The sequence below is a fragment of the Frisingicoccus sp. genome (assembly GCF_048388605.1).
Taxonomy (GTDB): Bacteria; Bacillota; Clostridia; order Lachnospirales; family Lachnospiraceae; genus Frisingicoccus.
This window is the reverse complement of the sequence record NZ_DBGCTU010000011.1, coordinates 37,912-54,454: the sequence shown is the minus strand read 5'-3', so window position 1 is coordinate 54,454 and position 16,543 is coordinate 37,912. Positions and strand designations below refer to the sequence as shown.

The window sequence follows — 16,543 nt, the reverse complement described above, 5'->3', positions numbered from 1 at the left end:
ATTTACAGATTCGAAGGAGGAGAAAGACACATGGAAAACAGCAGGTACTATTTGGCGTTGTATGATATATCGGGGATTCAGTCCTATATTTATCATTCAAACAAACTGGCGGAGATCAAAGGCGCTTCGATCCTGGTTGAAAAGAGTCTGAAGGTTTATCTGAAACAGGCTTTGAATCAGGTGTGCGGCTATGAGGATGAGGCTTCGGCAGTTTCGGATTCATTTTTTGCAGATGAGGGGATTCAGGCAAAAATCGTTTATATTGCCGGAGGAAACGCCCTGGTGCTTTATAAGAAGCGGGAGGATTACACAAAGGTGAATACCGCTTTGAGCGCCTGTCTGATCGAAAATATGCCGGGGCTTTTGTTTCAGGTGTACGCCGTGGAGACCGACTGCGGAGCATCCCGGCTGAAACAGGATTACAGGCAACTTTTTGCGGTATGCAGAAAAAGAAAAATGAAAATCCTCAGATGGATTATCATAAAGTATTTTCGATAACAAAAACCTGTGAGCGGACGGGGAAACCGGCCCAGGTATATACTCAGGGGCGTTATATATCCGAAGAATTGAATAAAAAGACGGCGGAAGCCCGAAAAGAGTCGGAGGACTATAAGGAACTGTCCGATCTGACCGGGGACGGCAATAAGAATTATATTGCCGTGGTCCATATCGACGGCAATCGGATGGGCGATAAAATCCAAAAGCTGCTTTCAGAGGGCAGCCGGAATTATATGGAAGGGCTGGAACGGATCCGCTCATTTTCAAAGGACATTGAAGCGATTTTCAATGACAGCTATGAGGCGATGATCGGGCAGATCGGGGAAATCATTCACCGGTCAAAGAGTCCGGAATTGAAAAAATTCAGAAATGCCCACAGGGCTGCGCCGTTTCGGAAGATTTATCTCGGCGGTGATGACGTCACCTTTGTGTGCAACGGTTATGTCGGCGTTAAAGCGGCGGAAGTATTTTTAAGACAACTGGCGCAGAAAGCGGCGGAAAGAGGCCGGACCGATATCTCGGCCTGTGCGGGGATCGCCCTGATCAAGCCGAAATACCCATTTTACTTTGCCTATCAGACAGCCCTACAGGCCTGCGAGAGCGCGAAGCATTTTATCAGCGCCCATCCGGTATATAACGGGCTGGATTTCCATATTGTACATTCCAACCATGTGGCGCCGCTTTCAGAAACACGGAGCAGCCAGTATGTGAATGACGATATTAATCTGCTGATGCGGCCGTACATTGTCCGGACTTCCGGGGAAGCGGAGGCGGAGAACGAGATTCATCGGCATGACATCCGGGCGTTCTATGAGATATCCCGAATGATTTCCAGAGAAGAAAATGTGCGGGCCAAATTAAAGGCTATACGAAATGCCTATGTCATGGATAAGCTGGATCTGCAGAAAGCGATCCAGGGGCTGACGAGCCGGGCCGAGGGCAGAAGGTTTATGGAACGGATTCAGAAGGCGCTGGAAAAATATAAGTTTAATCCTTCCTATATCGGCAGTTATTATGAGTATGCCGGCGAGCGGGATGATAGGAACTTATCCCGGAGCATTTTGTTTGATTCTTTAGAATATATGGATTTATATGTAGAGTGGGGCGATGAATAATGGAATATAAAGTCAGAATTGAAGCATTGAGCGATTTCTGCCTGGCGTCGGGCGAGAGTGTGGCCGGCGTGGTAGATACGGATATATTAACCGATGATTACGGCATCCCGTATATTTCGGCCAGAGGCTTTAAGGGATTGGTTGGGGAAGCTATGGATGATCTGATCGATTTCGGCAGGGGAAGCCGGGCGATGAAGGAGTCGCTTCTCGGCATCATGGGAAATGATGTTCCGGGGAAACTGATCTTCGGCAATGCCCGACTGGAGAATAAGATGTTTTATCAGAAGCTGGATGAAATGTCTGCCAGCCGGGATACAAAAAAATATGCGGCGAAGGACAGGGTAAAGGATTATTTTACCTATGTGCGGACCCAGACACGCATTGATGACAGCGGCGTTGCCGTGGATGGTTCCATGCGGACGATCCGTGTCGGAAAACGGGGGATGGTCTTCAGCCTGAACCTTCAAACCTTCGAGGCTCTGAATGATGCGGAAGAAAAACTCCTCGCTGAAGCTGTCGGGCTGATCCGCCATATCGGAAGCGATCGGACCCGCGGACTGGGAAATGTGCAGTGCACCCTTGAAAAGGCGGACCGTCCTGCTGAAAATCCTTCGGAGAAGGGGGCGCAGGCAGCGAAAATTAAAGACGGGGAAATCGGTATTCATTTAACTTTGCTGCAGGACTGTATTCTGGATACAGATTATATACCCGGCCGGAGCCTTCTTGGGATTTTTGCCGCTATGTTTCAGAAAAATTACACCGGCAGCGATAAAGAAGAGAAATTCCGGGACTGGTTTTTAAAGGGGAAGATATCATTTGATATGGCTTATCCGCGGATAACGGATAAGGCGACCGGCGGGAAAATTGATTTTATACCGACACCGAAAAGCTTTTATTATGACCGCAGAAAAGCCGGAGACACCGAACTGGAAGTCTGGGATATGTCCCGGGAGGTAATGACCGATGCGGATATGAAAAAATATGCCCAGCCTTATGTGGCCTTTTGCGGGGATAATGTCTACGGCTATTCTCTCCCTGAAAAAATCATTTACCATCATCGGCGGCCGGGGGATAAAACGATCGGCCACGTTCTCAAAAAAGATGAGGGCGACAGCATGTTGGTTTACGGCCAGCTTTTCCAGTATGAGGCTCTCACCGCCGGAATTGAGTTTTACAGCACAATCTCCGGGGCGGAGGAAGATTTGGAGGAATTGATGGCCTGCGTGCCAAACCATTCGGTCGTACATATCGGAAAGAGCCGGAACGCCCAGTACGGACAGGCGGCGCTGACCTATGAAACCGTAGATTCGGCCTATGAAACCCCAGAAGATGAGGACGAATGGGCGGATGATTTTGGCGAAGAATATTCGCTGGTCATCCTGCTGAAATCGCCGATGATATTGAAAAACGCGGACGGAAGCTGTAAGGCCGACCCGAAGGAGATCGGAAAGGAGATTCTTAATTATTTGAATATCGAGCCGGAAGCAGATAGGGATATCGAATGTTGGAGCCAACGGGCAGTGACGACAGGGTTTAATGCTCACTGGCGGATGCCGCGGGCCCAGGAGACGGCCTTTGATGCGGGGACAGTCGTCTGCATTAAGGATATGGTGTTGGATGATGCTCAGGCAAAGATGCTCCAAAATGCCCGCTTTGGCGAGCGGACAGCCGAGGGTTACGGCCGGGTGCTTCTGATGCGGGAAGAGTGGATGAACGGTTTTGAGTCGGGCATTCCGAATCACTATTGCATAAAATCATATACGGCGGAAGAAAAGCCGGGTATCCCGGAATTCTTTAAAGATAAGCATTTTTGGAAAAATATCTCAGACAATGAGTTCGGGCGTTATCTGAGCGGCTGCATTTTCCAGGAGTTGAAAAATGATTTAAACAACAGCCATTACTATCGGCTGACTGAAATGCGGAAATATATTAAAGATGAAAAAGTATGTACCAACAGTTATCTGGCAACATGGATGCAGATGCTCGATTCTTCTGAGAATTTTGAAGAATTTGAGCGGCAGGAGGCCAAGGTGGTGGAACGAAATTCGAGCGATGCGCTGAAAAAGGCCTATGTAAAAATGAAGGAACAGTTGGGGGCTATCCGGGATGAGATCGGTGAGATCTTGAAGAAGGATTCTAAGGTCCGCCCGGAAATATACAGTATTTATGTTGAGAATCATTTATATGAACTTTTTTCTGAGGTGATTCAGAAGATTTTGACGGATGAGCGGAACCGGAGAAAAATTTCATTGGCCGGGTCAAAAGGAGGGCGTTCAAATGAATGAGAATAAAATGAATATGGCGTTGCTTTTTCAGGCGGACCTGGTATTGGAATCGCCGCTGACGCTGGGCAACGGGGAGGCGGAGTACTCCCATAAGGATCTGATGCTGGACAAATCGGGGCGGCCGTTAATTCCGGGCAGCAGTGTGGCCGGAATGTTCTACCACTATTTCAGCAGACACTTGAAGGACGATGAATTGCCGATGCTGAACCGGCTGTGGGGCCTCAATGAAGGGAAAGGGGATTTCACTGCCAGTCCGATCTGCTTTTATGACGCGCCCCATATCGGCGCATGGGATGACGGACAGATCGGGAAGCGGGACGGCGTCCGCATTGAACGGGAAACAAAAACTGCCCGTAAGATGGGCAAATATGATTTCCAGGTTCTTTATCCGGGTAATTGTTTTCGGTTTAAAGCGGAGATCGTGCTGCGGGAAAAACAGAAGGATTATCGGGAGTTTGCCCGGAAAATTCTCCGGGAGATATGGGAACTGGGTCGAAGCGGAAGTATCCGGCTGGGCGGAAAGACAAGCCGGGGCTATGGACTGGCCCGAATGGAAGACGCCTGGTATCATTCCTTCGATTTTGCAGAGCACCCGGAGGAATTTGAGACCTTTGTCAACTGTCCATGGGATGCGGAAAATGACATCCATGGGTTGGAGCAGTTGAAGTCGGAGCTTGAAGGGCGAAGCTGGACCCTCACGATCCCTCTTGTTTTGAACCGCAGTCTGCTCATCCGCTCCTATGATATGGCGACCTGGGATGCGGACGCGCGGCAGGTGGATAACCATCATCAGCGGGCGGTGGTTCCGGGAACAAGCTGGGCCGGAGTTTTCCGGGGGCGGATCCAGAAAATCTATGAGGAGATTGCCGCCTGCTATTTCCAGAAATTGACGGAGAAGCAGAAAAAGGAAATTAACGATGAGATCAATTATCTCTTCGGTATTGAAAAGCGGGGAGCAACGGGCCAGAAATCCCGGATTATTTTTGACGAATCATCCGATGGGGAGGAAAGCCATTTTATCGATATTGTCCGTGTCGCCATCGACCGTTTTACCGGGGGAAGCTCCCGGGGAGCGCTGATGAAAAACCGGGTGACGGTGGACGGCCATTTTAACCTGTCGATTACCGTCGATCAGCCGACGGATGCCGAGAAAGCGCTGGTTTATCTGGCCCTGGCGGACTTGCTCGACGGTATGCTTGCCGTGGGCGGCGAGACGTCGATCGGCCGGGGGATCTTTTCTCCGGATGCCGGGAAGGCGGAAGAATGTCTGAAAGCCATCGAAGCGGAAAGTCAGAGCTGGTGCGATGCTTTAGCGAGGCATATAATTGAGAGTCTGGGGGAAAAGTGATATGAAGACAACGTACATTAAAAGAGAAATATCCGGAAGTATCGCCACAGACGGCGGATTTGGCGGAATAGAAAAGGCTGTCGGTGAAAAGCAGGCCGGAATCATTTATTATGTGACGGATGACTGTGTGGACTTCGGTTATTATGACGGTCATGGAAACTGGAAATTTTATAAGAATGAAAAGCCGGATGTGGATGAACTTCAGGAAATGTATTTGATTTTCCCGGATAAGGAAATATATCTTTTTAAGCTGGCCGGGGAATTGTGTATGCGGACACTGGCTGAGGCGGATACTCCGGAAGAGGATTTTGAGGAAGTTCTTTACTCAGAGGAAAAGCATTATATGTGGGGAAGTCGGACGGGCGCGGTTGAAAACGGGTTTTACACCGTCAGCGAAGACAGCGGCATTACCTATCACCTGCCGGAAAACATTGCCTCCGGGGACAGTTATGTATATACGATGCGGTACTATTTTAAAGTCAATGGGGACGGTATTCCGGAACCGGCGGCGGAGCGAATTGTTTCAGTGGATGGGGGGATTAGAAAATGATCAACGGATTTATCAATCCTTATCACTTTTTGCCATTAGACAGTAAAAAGACTATAGAGACTGGGGCGCCGGATGAGGCGAAATACAGCGGTTACATTCAGGCCCGGATAAAGAACCGAACGGCAATGATCATTCCGAATCCGAATGTCGATGATATTGACAGAAATAAAGTGTTGAATTTCTTTACTTATTATGAGGAATATGCGAATCCGGACGGCAGTGGAGAAAATATTGCCTATAAAAATCACCCGCCGGTCATTCCGGGCAGCGCGATCCGGGGTATGCTGCGTTCTATCTATGAGATGGCGACCAATTCCTGTATGTCGGTGCTGAATAAAGATGCGGTGGTCAGCCGCCGTATTTCAGACCCGGGGACGCCGGGGCTGCTTCATAAAAACGGCGGAACGATGGAGCTGTATACGGAAGTGACAACGGTGGGGAAGATTGAACCGGACAGTGTCAGGGACAGGGCCGAATGTTCCATCTATCGTATTCAGGGAAAGGAAGGAATTCTTGTCAAAGGCGAAGCCTTCTGGAGAAAACGCTGCCATGTTTTCTTTCCGCCGGATGACCCGGAGGCAGCGGCGAAAATCAGCATTTCGGAAGCGGATCTGAAACGCTTTGAGAAGGTGCTGGAGCTTTATGCGGACAGCAGCGTTAATAAAAAGATAGCTACGGGGCACGGCGGTTATAAAGCGTATACGGAGTGCTATAAAAAATTCAAAAAATCCGCCCAGGGGGCGCTGGAGTATTTTCCTGTGTACTATTCGAGGTTAGACCTGAAAAAAAAGGACGGCGGCGGTAAAAAGACGGTTTACTATATTACACCGGCTCAGATATCCAGGGAAGTGTATGAGGCTCAGCCGATGAGCATTGTCAAAGACACTTATGCGCCGTGTCAGTCGCTGTCGGAATTGTGTCCGGCCTGCCGGCTTTTCGGCATGGTGGGTTCTTCTGAGGCGTTGGCCAGCAAAGTGCGGATCACCGACGGCGCCTTTGTGGATACTGCGGGCGAAGTCAAAAACGGGCGGTATGAGGCGCTTTATAATGCCCGGCCGACAGTGCTTGAAGAATTAGCCAGCCCGAAGCCGGGCAATATGGAGTTTTATTTCAAACGGCCGGAAAATGCTGATTTCTGGACGCCGGATTATTACAGTCAGAACGGCGTTTTGTATCAAAACAGCAAGCCGGAGCTGATGGGGCGTAAGTTCTACTGGCATCATGGAGAAGAACGTTTGCCGGAAGGCGTGGAGAAGACGAAACGGAATTCGAAGGTTCGCCTTTTAAAGCGGAACAAAACATTTTCCTGCCGGGTCTATTTTGAGGATATCACGAAAACAGAATTGCAGCGTTTGATCTACCTCTGCAACATCAGCGGCGAACAGGCTGAGGACGGAACAGCCCGATACGGATATCATCTGGGACTTGGAAAGCCGTTGGGCCTCGGCTCGATAGAAATGTCGGTTGAGGACGTGCGTATCCGAAGATGGATCTCCGGCTCAGAAACACTCCGAATTCAGCCGATGATGCAGGAATACGCCAATGTTTTTCATAATCCATGGCAGGAAGATGCGACCTATGAAAAGGGAGATTTTAAAGGCGATAAAAAACCGCTGCTCCGCATGCTTGAATTTAATGCGGCGGGCGATACGCCAATCACTTATCCGATCGCTGACGGCCAGTCTGAGAAAATCATGGACGAAGGATTTAAATTCTTTGTCAACAACAAATATCAGCTGAAAAGGGAAAATGCTAAAACCTTGAAATATGAAAACGGCAGCGTTTTGGCACGGAAAAAGATTGTTATACAGCAGTTGTTGAAGCCTTTTGCCAATACCAGCCAGATGCCGGTATTGAAGGTCAACAAGGAGAAAGTATACTATACTTCTGCCGGTGATTTCCGGAATGTGAAAGATGAGAAACAGAGAGATGGCGTAGGCAAAAACTCAAAGGGTAAAGGCGGAAAAGACAAGCGCAAAGGAAACCAGAGAGAAATATTCACCGGGACAGTGAAAAGTATTAACGGGGCCGGTTATACCATCAACCTGGATGAGAATTCGAAGCTAAAATACAAAGCCGGTTTTATCAACAGAAAATATCTGGATAATAAGGGAATTACATTGTCCAAAGGTGATAAAATTTCGGTGAATATCTATAAAGAAGACGAACAGAGAAAGAACTACACGCTTGACTTCGTTTCCAAATCCTGAATTTAAAAAAGTGGGTCAACCGACAGCTAAAAATCCAAAAGGCCGGGAACCCTTGATTTTAAAGGAATCTCAAAAAGAGGTTGACCCACTTTTTTTACGAGAAAAGGGCAAAAATGGGAATTTTGGGGTAGAAAGGGCAAAAAGAATGTGATAAAATCAGTTGTAGAAGAAATACCTATGAGGAATTGAAACTTCAACAACCTCTTCGACCACTGGAATCTCAATAGGCTGTTCGTAGAAGAAATACCTATGAGGAATTGAAACCTAATGCGACTCTCTTAAAGTTAATCTTTTTTAACATGCCTTTCTCCTTTTGTAGAAGAAATACCTATGAGGAATTGAAACCCGTTCTGCCGCTACGACTTCCTTGTTGTGGCCGTAGAAGAAATACCTATGAGGAATTGAAACTCAATACCATCATTCGTGCTTACCTGATAATCGTGCTGCAGGTAGAAGAAATACCTATGAGGAATTGAAACTTTTTTGTGGTTCCTCCTAACTACTATGTTTTGGAGTACAACTTAATCTCCGTAGAAGAAATACCTATGAGGAATTGAAACGTGTTGCCCTCAGTTTCATTTGTTCTCAGATTCTCAGTCTCACGTAGAAGAAATACCCATGAGGAATTGAAACTTTTCTCATTTTTATTCCTCCTCTAAATAAATAAAATTAGTAGAAGAAATACCTATGAGGAACTGAAACGAATATGAAATTCAAATTTTCTATTGCCAGAAGGGTTCTTTATGAAATTTGAAGAAAATGTCTATGGACTTAGCCGAGGGCTAATAAGGAAGTATTTTAGAAAATATGGTGTAATCTCATAAAATGGGGTTACACTGTTTTTTCTTTCAAGCAGTTCTTCTTGCTTGATTCCATTCCTTTTCTTAAACGGATGATTTTCAAAGGGAACAAGCCGCGCATTACTTCATTTATGGCAAAGATCATTGGATGTACGTCTGCCGGTTTTGAAACTTAAGAAAAACACAAAGGTGCAAATAACTTGTTTAAAAAACCATATAAAGGTGCAAATAATACATGTATTTGCTTGATAATTGGTGCAAATTATAGTATAATACTGCATCATATGCTTGGAGGTTTACCCTATGGAACGAATTGCATTAAAAAAGCTGGTAGATTGGAATAACAATAAACGCAAAAAGCCGTTGATTATTTGGGGTGCAAGGCAGGTTGGTAAAACCTATCTTGTAGAAGAACTTTTCGCTAAAAAGTATTATAAAAACAGCTATATCTATGTTGATTGTAAAAAAGAAGATGAGATTCGTGAGTTCTGTTCTAAAACAGCCAATGCAGAAAAAATTATCGAATATATTTCGCTGCGCAAAGGAAAGCAAATAGATAAAAAGACTTTGTTGATTTTTGACGAAGTGCAGGAATGTCCAAATATTATTTCTTCTCTCAAATATTTTTGTCAGGATTTTAGAGAAATTCCTGTGATTGCAACTGGCTCAATGGTTCGCATTAAACTTCAAAGAGAGACACATAAAAGAGGCTCAAGGGAAAACGATAAATTCCTTTTTCCTGTAGGTAAAATCAATCAGATAACGATTTACCCGATGACCTTTGATGAATTTTTAATGAATAGCAATAAAATGCTTTTTGATGCCATCAAAAGAGCTTATGAAAACAAGCAGCCGTTGGATAAGCAAATTCATGAATTGGCGATGGAGCAAGTATATAAGCATTTACTTGTAGGCGGTATGCCCGAAGCAGTAGACGCTTATATTGACGAGAATAATCTTCTTGAGGCAAGAGAAATCCTTAAAGTTTTGTATGATAACTATCTTTCGGATATGGAACTTTATCAGGCAAGTCAAGAGGCAGTATTGCGTTCTCGAGCTCTGTTCCAAAACATTTATAGAGAACTGAATAAGGAATCTAAAAATTTCTCTCCCGGACTTATTGAGGAAAAGAGTAAAACAAGAGATTATGCAACCTCTATTCAGTGGCTCACAATGGCGCACGTTGTTAATCAATCCTTCCAACTAAAAGAACGTATTACAATGCCGCTTATGCCAGATAGCGAAAGTAGTTTCCGTTTGTTCCTCGGAGATATTGGTATGTTCTCTTATCAAAGCGGTATCAATGCGGCTTCGTTTGTGTCGAGCGAAAGAGATAATACCTTGTCGGGAATATTCTTTGAAAACTTTGTGGCTAACGAATTGATTGCAAAAGAGCATAAATTGTTTTATTGGCGTGGTAAGTCATCGGTTGAGCTTGAATTTGTTATTGAGTCGAACAACAAACTGTATCCACTCGATGTCAAAAAAGGCAGAGGTACACTTAACTCCCTTAAAAAGTTCTCAAATCATAATAAGTTTGAATATGCCATTAAAGTTTCTAAGAATAACTATGGCTATAATCCTGAGCAAAAACTACTCACCATACCGTTTTACTTTATCCCGTTTGTGGCAAAAGATCTTGCAGACGGTAAGATGCCGATAAAATAGCTTTCTTATATTTTTTGATTTTATCAAAGGTAGAAAAGCTATGTACCTTAAAACCGAAAACCTCACGCGTGTCAACATTCACTATTGGTATGACAAGGGAAATAAAAAGTGGGTCAACCGACAGCTAAAAATCCAAAAGGCCGGAAACCCTTGATTTTAAAGGAAACTTAAAAAGAGGTTGACCCACTTTTTTTACGAAAAAAGGGCAAAAATGGGAATTTTGGGGTAGAAAGGGCAAAAAGAATGTGATAAAATCAGTTGTAGAAGAAATACCTATGAGGAATTGAAACACCTTTTTAAAATTAATTTTCATGCTATTTCTCCTTGTAGAAGAAATACCTATGAGGAATTGAAACAAACACCCCATCCGGCCAGATACAAGATCACCAGAGTAGAAGAAATACCTATGAGGAATTGAAACTCAAGTTCAGTGGCTTCTTCAGGCTCAGTAACCTTTTCAGTAAGTAGAAGAAATACCTATGAGGAATTGAAACTCTTCAGCAGCTTCGATTTCTACCACGTCATCAGGGTAGAAGAAATACCTATGAGGAATTGAAACCTACTTGTTCCTGTTCATCATAGCCTTTTATAAGTAGAAGAAATACCTATGAGGAATTGAAACCTTCCAACTGGGTATAATTCCTTTAAGCTTTCAACTTTGGCCGAAGTGTAGAAGAAATACCTATGAGGAATTGAAACGAATATGAAATTCAAATTTTCTATTGCCAGAAGGGTTCTTTATGAAATTTGAAGAAAATGTCTATGGACTTAGCCGAGGGTTAATAAGGAAGTATTTTAGAAAATATGGTGTAATCTCATAAAATGGGGTTACACTGTTTTTTCTTTCAAGCAGTTTTTCTTGCTTGATTCCATTCCTTTTCTTAAACGGATGATTTTCAAAGGGAACAAGCCGAGCATTACTTCATTTACGGCAAAGGTCATTGGATGTACGTCTGCCGGTTTTGAAACTTAAGGAAAACACAAAAGTGCAAATAATATATGGATTTACTTGATAATTGGTGCAAATTATAGTATTAATGCAGCTTCGTTTGTGTCGAATGAAAGAGATAATACTTTGTCGGGAATATTTTTTGAAAACTTTGTGACTAACGGATTGATTGCAAAAGAGTATAAATTATTTTATTGGCGTGGTAAGTCATCCGCCGAGCTTGAATTTATTATTGAGTCGAACAACAAACTGTATCCACTCGATGTCAAAAAAGGCAGAGGCACACTTAACTCCCTTGAAAAATTCTCAAATTATAATAAGTTTGAATATGCCATTAAAGTTTCTAAGAATAACTATGGCTATAATCCTGAGCAAAAACTGTTCACTATACCGTTTTATTTTATCCCGTTTGTGGCAAAAGATCTTGCAGACGGTAAGATGGGGATATAATAAGCAGAGATGTTCAAGGGAAGGGCTACATAAAGAAGTAGCTTCTCTCTTCGGCTGGTATAGCAGCTTGCCGATACAGACATCATTTTCGCATAATCGCGCTTTGGAAGCGGCAGGAAATGTTATGTCGCTTCTTTTCCCTTACTATGCAATTGATTTTTCACTAAGCCGTAGTATAATTGTTTCATGTATGAGCGATAAATAGTAATTTGTAGAGGAGGAATATTATGGGACTATTTGATAAATTAAAGAAAGAAAATAAAACTAAAATTTTATTTGATGAAAATAGTGAAACTTATAGGATTGAAAAGGATAATATAATATTTAGTTTTGATGAGCAACCTAACGATGATTACGAAAGTGAAATAACTAAATATATAATAGCATACAAAAATCAATTATCATCAATCATAGAATTTATGATGCCTGATATTGTAGAAATGTATGGTGAAGTTTCTAAAGATGAAGTTTTACAAAAATTAGGTAAACCTATTATAGATTATATGAATGGTACAGTAACTTATTGTGAACAGTTATTTGATGATACACATATTTTTACATTTGAATTTTTAGATGATGAATTTAATGATTTACAATATTTTTCTATTATTGGATAATTTTTAAATTACTATTTAGGAGTGAGATTATGGGATTATTTAATAAGAAAAAAGACGAATTTATTAAAATAAAAGATGAAAAATTGATTGATTGGAATGAACCTAATGGAGAAGGTTGTGTGGTATCTGATAGGATAACTAAAGAAGGTTTTAAAGTTGGATATATGTATAGAGAAAAACCTACTGATGGCAATCCAGATAGCGGTTGGAGATTTATGGCTGGTAATGAGGATGAAGAATATATGAATAATTCAAACAATCATCATATATTTGCTATAAATACAATTTGCAATTATGATAAAGATATTATTCCTTATTTAAAGTCTGAAATAGGAAGTACTTATATAAGAACTGATAACAATAAATTTGAAATAGATGATGGATCTAAACCTATATATGTAGACAAACAAAACAGATAAATTACAATTTATCGAGCGAAGACAAATACCATTAGAAATCGAACCGCAAAACCCACTGACACTTTGCAACCGCAAAACTGAAAGTGTCATAGTGGGTTATGCACTTTGAAAAAGGTGCATAACAAAAAAGATAACTCTACACCCGAAAACAGGCAAAAAACGGAATAACCGATATGGCTACACCGTTTCAGACATAACAATATTTTATTTGTGATACAAAACCATGGGGCACCTTCCTTACGGAGGGTGCCCCATATGCGGAGCCTGTTTTTTGAAATCTTAAATAAGATAAAACGAAATTAAAAATAACTTGAAATTATAAAATATGTCAATAATGAATAAAATGTAATAATAATAAGAAAAATATTATTGCGTTTATTAAAAACTAGTGATATAGTGTGAATATGATAAAGAAGAAGGGATGTGTCACTATGAAGATACAGGCCGTATTGATTGATGGATTTAAAAATCTATCGAATGTAAAGATAACTTTTGACAATATTACAGCGTTGGTAGCACTTAACAATTTCGGTAAGTCTAATGTGCTTTCGGGCATTGATTTTGGAGTGTCTTTTATAAAGGCATCTAACAATGATAAGATGGAGATGATGGCTAATTCTAATCTGATTCCGCTTAACCAAAGAATGCAAGGAAGAAACTACAGGTTTGAAGTAGAAGTTTTGACAGAGATTGCAGGACAGGAGTATCGTGCGCAGTATGGATATGAATTCTCATGGCAGTGCGATGAAGATGATGAACCGGAGATTGTTCATGAGTATTTGAAATGTAAGTTGGATGAGAAGGGGCAGAAATATACACAGCTTATTAATAGAACAAGAGAGGTTGTATTGTATAAGAGTTCCGAGACTGGCAGATGCTCATCAAAGATTAAGGTGGAGACTTCGGAGCTTGTTGTAAATAAGCTTAGAGCGTATGATGAGCTTTATTATGCAGAAATTATTAAGAAGCTGAATGGCATGAGAATTTATACAGAAAACAATTTGGACGTAAAGAGTTTTTATCAGCCAGACCCTATTATTCGTAAGGGACTTGAAAATGAGATGATTAACGCGGATAATCTTCCACGTATTATCTTCAATTTGAGAAAACAAAATCCAGATAAGTTTGATCTATTGAAAGATGTGTATTTTCAGCTGTTCCCGGATATTGAAGATATTATTGTGAAGAATTTTAAAATTAATGCATCGGGAAGTGGGCAATTTCCTGAAGAAGCACCATTTATATTTACCAATTCCATCTATGTGTTATTTGTTAAGGATAAAAATCTGGCGAACCCAGTTAATTTTTCGATGATGTCAGATGGAGCTAAGAGAGTATTTATGATATTGACTAAGATAATTGTGTCCAGTGTCAGCAATATTTCATTGATAGCGATTGAAGAGCCGGAGAACTCGGTTCATCCGGGACTGTTTCAGGCGTATATACAAATTATAAGTCAGCTTTTGGATGATTGTAAGATAATTATTACAAGCCATTCGCCCTACATTATTAGTTATTTAGATCCTTCATGGATCCATGTGGGGGTGAATAGAAAGCCTGGTGTTGCAGAATTCTTTGCCTTTAAGAAATCAGGGCAGAAACAATTGGAGAATGACGCGGCTGGATTTAATATGAGTATGGGTGACTACTTGTTTTCAATGTTGTCTGATCCAGAGAGTAATATAAGCGACTATTTGGAGTGTGATGTCGATGAGTAGATGTCTTGTACTTTTTGTGGAGGGTGATACAGAGGTAGAGTTTTATAAACAGGTAGTGGCGAATGTCAGGAAATTGCATCCTGCAGGTAGATTTGATACAAACATTGAATACAGAAATGTAAGAGGAGTTGGTGGTTTTAAAAGTATTGCTCTTAGAAAATTTGTAAAGGAAATCAAACCGAAGTATAATGCTGACTGTGAGTTTACGATTGTTTTATGCAGCGATACAGATGTGTTTGATTTTGCCTCCAGGCCGCCAATAAAGTGGAATGATGTCAAGAAAGAACTTATAGATAATGGAGCTTCAAAGATTATTCATATCCAGGCAAAAAGGTCGATTGAAGATTGGTTTTTATATGATATAGAAGGAATTTTAAAATTTTTAAGGTTGGGTAAAAACACAAGTGTGTCTGGAAAAAATGGATATGATAAGCTTCAACGTTTGTACAAGCAAGCAAATAAAGTTTATTATAAGGGGATACAAAGTAATGGTATGATAGGGCGTCTGAATATAGAAAAGATTGCTGATTCAGTAAAGGACCAATTGAATCCATTGTATCAGGCCCTTGGTGTAAATAAAAACTGAATAAGAATGGTAAAATGTATGTTACTTCAAGTGTGCCTTCTTTTTTATCTTCCGTTTTAAGTTGCTCCAATATCGGCTCTGGTTATCCGCATCAGTTAGAACAGGAATCAAATCCATAATGAAAAATACCGTTTTTCATGTGCGGTCTCCGCATTGAATATTTGTATGACATAGGAAATAAAAAGTGGGTCAACCGACAGCAAAAAATCTTAAAGGCTGGAAACCCTTGATTTTAAAGGAAACTTAAAAAGAGGTTGACCCACTTTTTTTACAAAAAAGGGTCAAAAAAATCAGATTTGGGGTGGAAAGGGCAAAAAGAATGTGATAAAATCAGTTGTAGAAGAATTACCTATAAGGAATTGAAACTTTCCAATTCATTTTCATTTTTTTACACATGTTACTTTCTCCTTGTAGAAGAATTACCTATAAGGAATTGAAACGTTTCTTCTGACTCAGCTTCAGTTACTGTGCTGGCAAAGTAGAAGAATTACCTATAAGGAATTGAAACCTCCTCGACAACTACTTCTTTTACTTCAGCTTCAGTCGCTGTAGAAGAATTACCTATAAGGAATTGAAACTCACAGCCTTGCTTTCGTCAGCATCGACTGCTTTTGTAGAAGAATTACCTATAAGGAATTGAAACATGATGCTTTGAATTTTCATACTTTCTTTCCTCTCTCGTAGAAGAATTACCTATAAGGAATTGAAACATTCTGTGGCAGAGTTTTCATCTTCGGTCTCAGTTTCAGTAGTAGAAGAATTACCTATAAGGAATTGAAACTTATTGCTGTCTTTTCGAGCTTGTCACTCAGTGACTCAGTAGAAGAATTACCTATAAGGAATTGAAACTCCTCACTGGTGAGATTTTTGTGGACCACTTCCGGTAGAAGAATTACCTATAAGGAATAAAGAATCATCGCATATCACGAGTATGCGGTGTTTTTTTATTTGGAGGAATAGAATGTGATGCCGGGGCGTAAAAAGCCAGTGTCATTGAAAGAACCTGCCCGTATGTTAAACTGGACTTGTAAAGAATCATCGTGTGATATGGGGGAGTGGGTGTCCATGTTTGTTATTGTGGTTTATGATGTTGGTTCGAAAAGGGTATCCAGGATTATGAAGACTTGTAGGAAGTATTTATCTCATAAACAGAAGTCGGTTTTTGAGGGGATGATCACGGAGGCTCAGTTGAAGAAGTTGAAGTGGGAGCTGGAAACGAAGCTTGAAAAAACGGAGGACGCCGTCTGTATTTATAAGATTCAGTCTTTAAAGTATACGAGTAAAGAGGAGATTGGAAAAAGCTGTATATCAGACAACCTGATTTGAAGCG

The 16,543-nt window shown here is 41.5% G+C and carries 13 protein-coding genes and 3 CRISPR repeat arrays; all 13 genes read left to right on the top strand.

Annotation, left to right across the window (positions count from 1 at the left end; all coding sequences use genetic code 11):
- Positions 1–30: 30 nt before the first annotated feature.
- Positions 31–498 (top strand): hypothetical protein, encoded by a 468-nt coding sequence (locus ACMN7X_RS02585; protein WP_418745943.1) that lies wholly within the window; start codon positions 31–33, stop codon positions 496–498.
- Positions 441–1,613, top strand: a complete 1,173-nt coding sequence (locus tag ACMN7X_RS02580; protein WP_418745942.1) for a Cas10/Cmr2 second palm domain-containing protein — start codon at positions 441–443, stop codon at positions 1,611–1,613. The genes ACMN7X_RS02585 and ACMN7X_RS02580 overlap by 58 nt, the downstream gene beginning before the upstream one ends.
- Positions 1,613–3,898, top strand: coding sequence for an RAMP superfamily CRISPR-associated protein (locus ACMN7X_RS02575; protein ID WP_418745941.1), 2,286 nt, complete (start codon positions 1,613–1,615; stop codon positions 3,896–3,898). Before ACMN7X_RS02580 ends, ACMN7X_RS02575 begins: the two co-directional genes overlap by 1 nt.
- Complete coding sequence (locus ACMN7X_RS02570; protein ID WP_418745940.1) at positions 3,891–5,246, top strand: RAMP superfamily CRISPR-associated protein; 1,356 nt, start codon at positions 3,891–3,893, stop codon at positions 5,244–5,246. Before ACMN7X_RS02575 ends, ACMN7X_RS02570 begins: the two co-directional genes overlap by 8 nt.
- Position 5,247: 1 nt before the next feature.
- Positions 5,248–5,796, top strand: coding sequence for a CRISPR-associated protein Csx19 (gene csx19, locus ACMN7X_RS02565; RefSeq protein ID WP_418745939.1), 549 nt, complete (start codon positions 5,248–5,250; stop codon positions 5,794–5,796).
- Positions 5,793–8,006: a TIGR03986 family CRISPR-associated RAMP protein gene (locus ACMN7X_RS02560; RefSeq protein ID WP_418745938.1), complete on the top strand. Its 2,214-nt coding sequence runs from the start codon at positions 5,793–5,795 to the stop codon at positions 8,004–8,006. The genes csx19 and ACMN7X_RS02560 overlap by 4 nt, the downstream gene beginning before the upstream one ends.
- 162 nt (positions 8,007–8,168) lie before the next feature.
- Positions 8,169–8,708: a CRISPR direct-repeat array (repeat unit 30 nt; unit sequence GTAGAAGAAATACCTATGAGGAATTGAAAC).
- 401 nt (positions 8,709–9,109) lie between these two features.
- On the top strand, positions 9,110–10,474 hold the full coding sequence (locus tag ACMN7X_RS02555) for an ATP-binding protein (protein ID WP_418745937.1): 1,365 nt from the start codon (positions 9,110–9,112) through the stop codon (positions 10,472–10,474).
- A 260-nt stretch (positions 10,475–10,734) separates the two neighbouring features.
- A CRISPR array of direct repeats spans positions 10,735–11,173; the repeat unit is 30 nt; unit sequence GTAGAAGAAATACCTATGAGGAATTGAAAC.
- Between the two features lie 376 nt (positions 11,174–11,549).
- A complete protein-coding gene (locus ACMN7X_RS02550) occupies positions 11,550–11,873 on the top strand; it encodes a DUF4143 domain-containing protein (RefSeq protein ID WP_418745936.1) in 324 nt (107 codons plus the stop codon).
- Between the two features lie 227 nt (positions 11,874–12,100).
- A complete protein-coding gene (locus ACMN7X_RS02545) occupies positions 12,101–12,490 on the top strand; it encodes a hypothetical protein (protein WP_418745935.1) in 390 nt (129 codons plus the stop codon).
- Positions 12,491–12,519: 29 nt separating this feature from the next.
- Complete coding sequence (locus ACMN7X_RS02540; RefSeq protein WP_418745934.1) at positions 12,520–12,909, top strand: DUF2185 domain-containing protein; 390 nt, start codon at positions 12,520–12,522, stop codon at positions 12,907–12,909.
- A 431-nt stretch (positions 12,910–13,340) separates the two neighbouring features.
- Positions 13,341–14,627 carry an AAA family ATPase gene (locus ACMN7X_RS02535; RefSeq protein ID WP_418745933.1) on the top strand — a complete coding sequence of 429 codons (1,287 nt, stop codon included), beginning with the start codon at positions 13,341–13,343 and terminating at the stop codon, positions 14,625–14,627.
- Positions 14,620–15,213, top strand: a complete 594-nt coding sequence (locus ACMN7X_RS02530) for a hypothetical protein (RefSeq protein ID WP_418745932.1) — start codon at positions 14,620–14,622, stop codon at positions 15,211–15,213. The genes ACMN7X_RS02535 and ACMN7X_RS02530 overlap by 8 nt, the downstream gene beginning before the upstream one ends.
- Positions 15,214–15,549: 336 nt before the next feature.
- A CRISPR array of direct repeats spans positions 15,550–16,126; the repeat unit is 30 nt; unit sequence GTAGAAGAATTACCTATAAGGAATTGAAAC.
- Positions 16,127–16,278: 152 nt separating this feature from the next.
- Positions 16,279–16,539, top strand: a complete 261-nt coding sequence (cas2, locus tag ACMN7X_RS02525) for a CRISPR-associated endonuclease Cas2 (RefSeq protein ID WP_418745931.1) — start codon at positions 16,279–16,281, stop codon at positions 16,537–16,539.
- Positions 16,540–16,543: the final 4 nt, after the last annotated feature.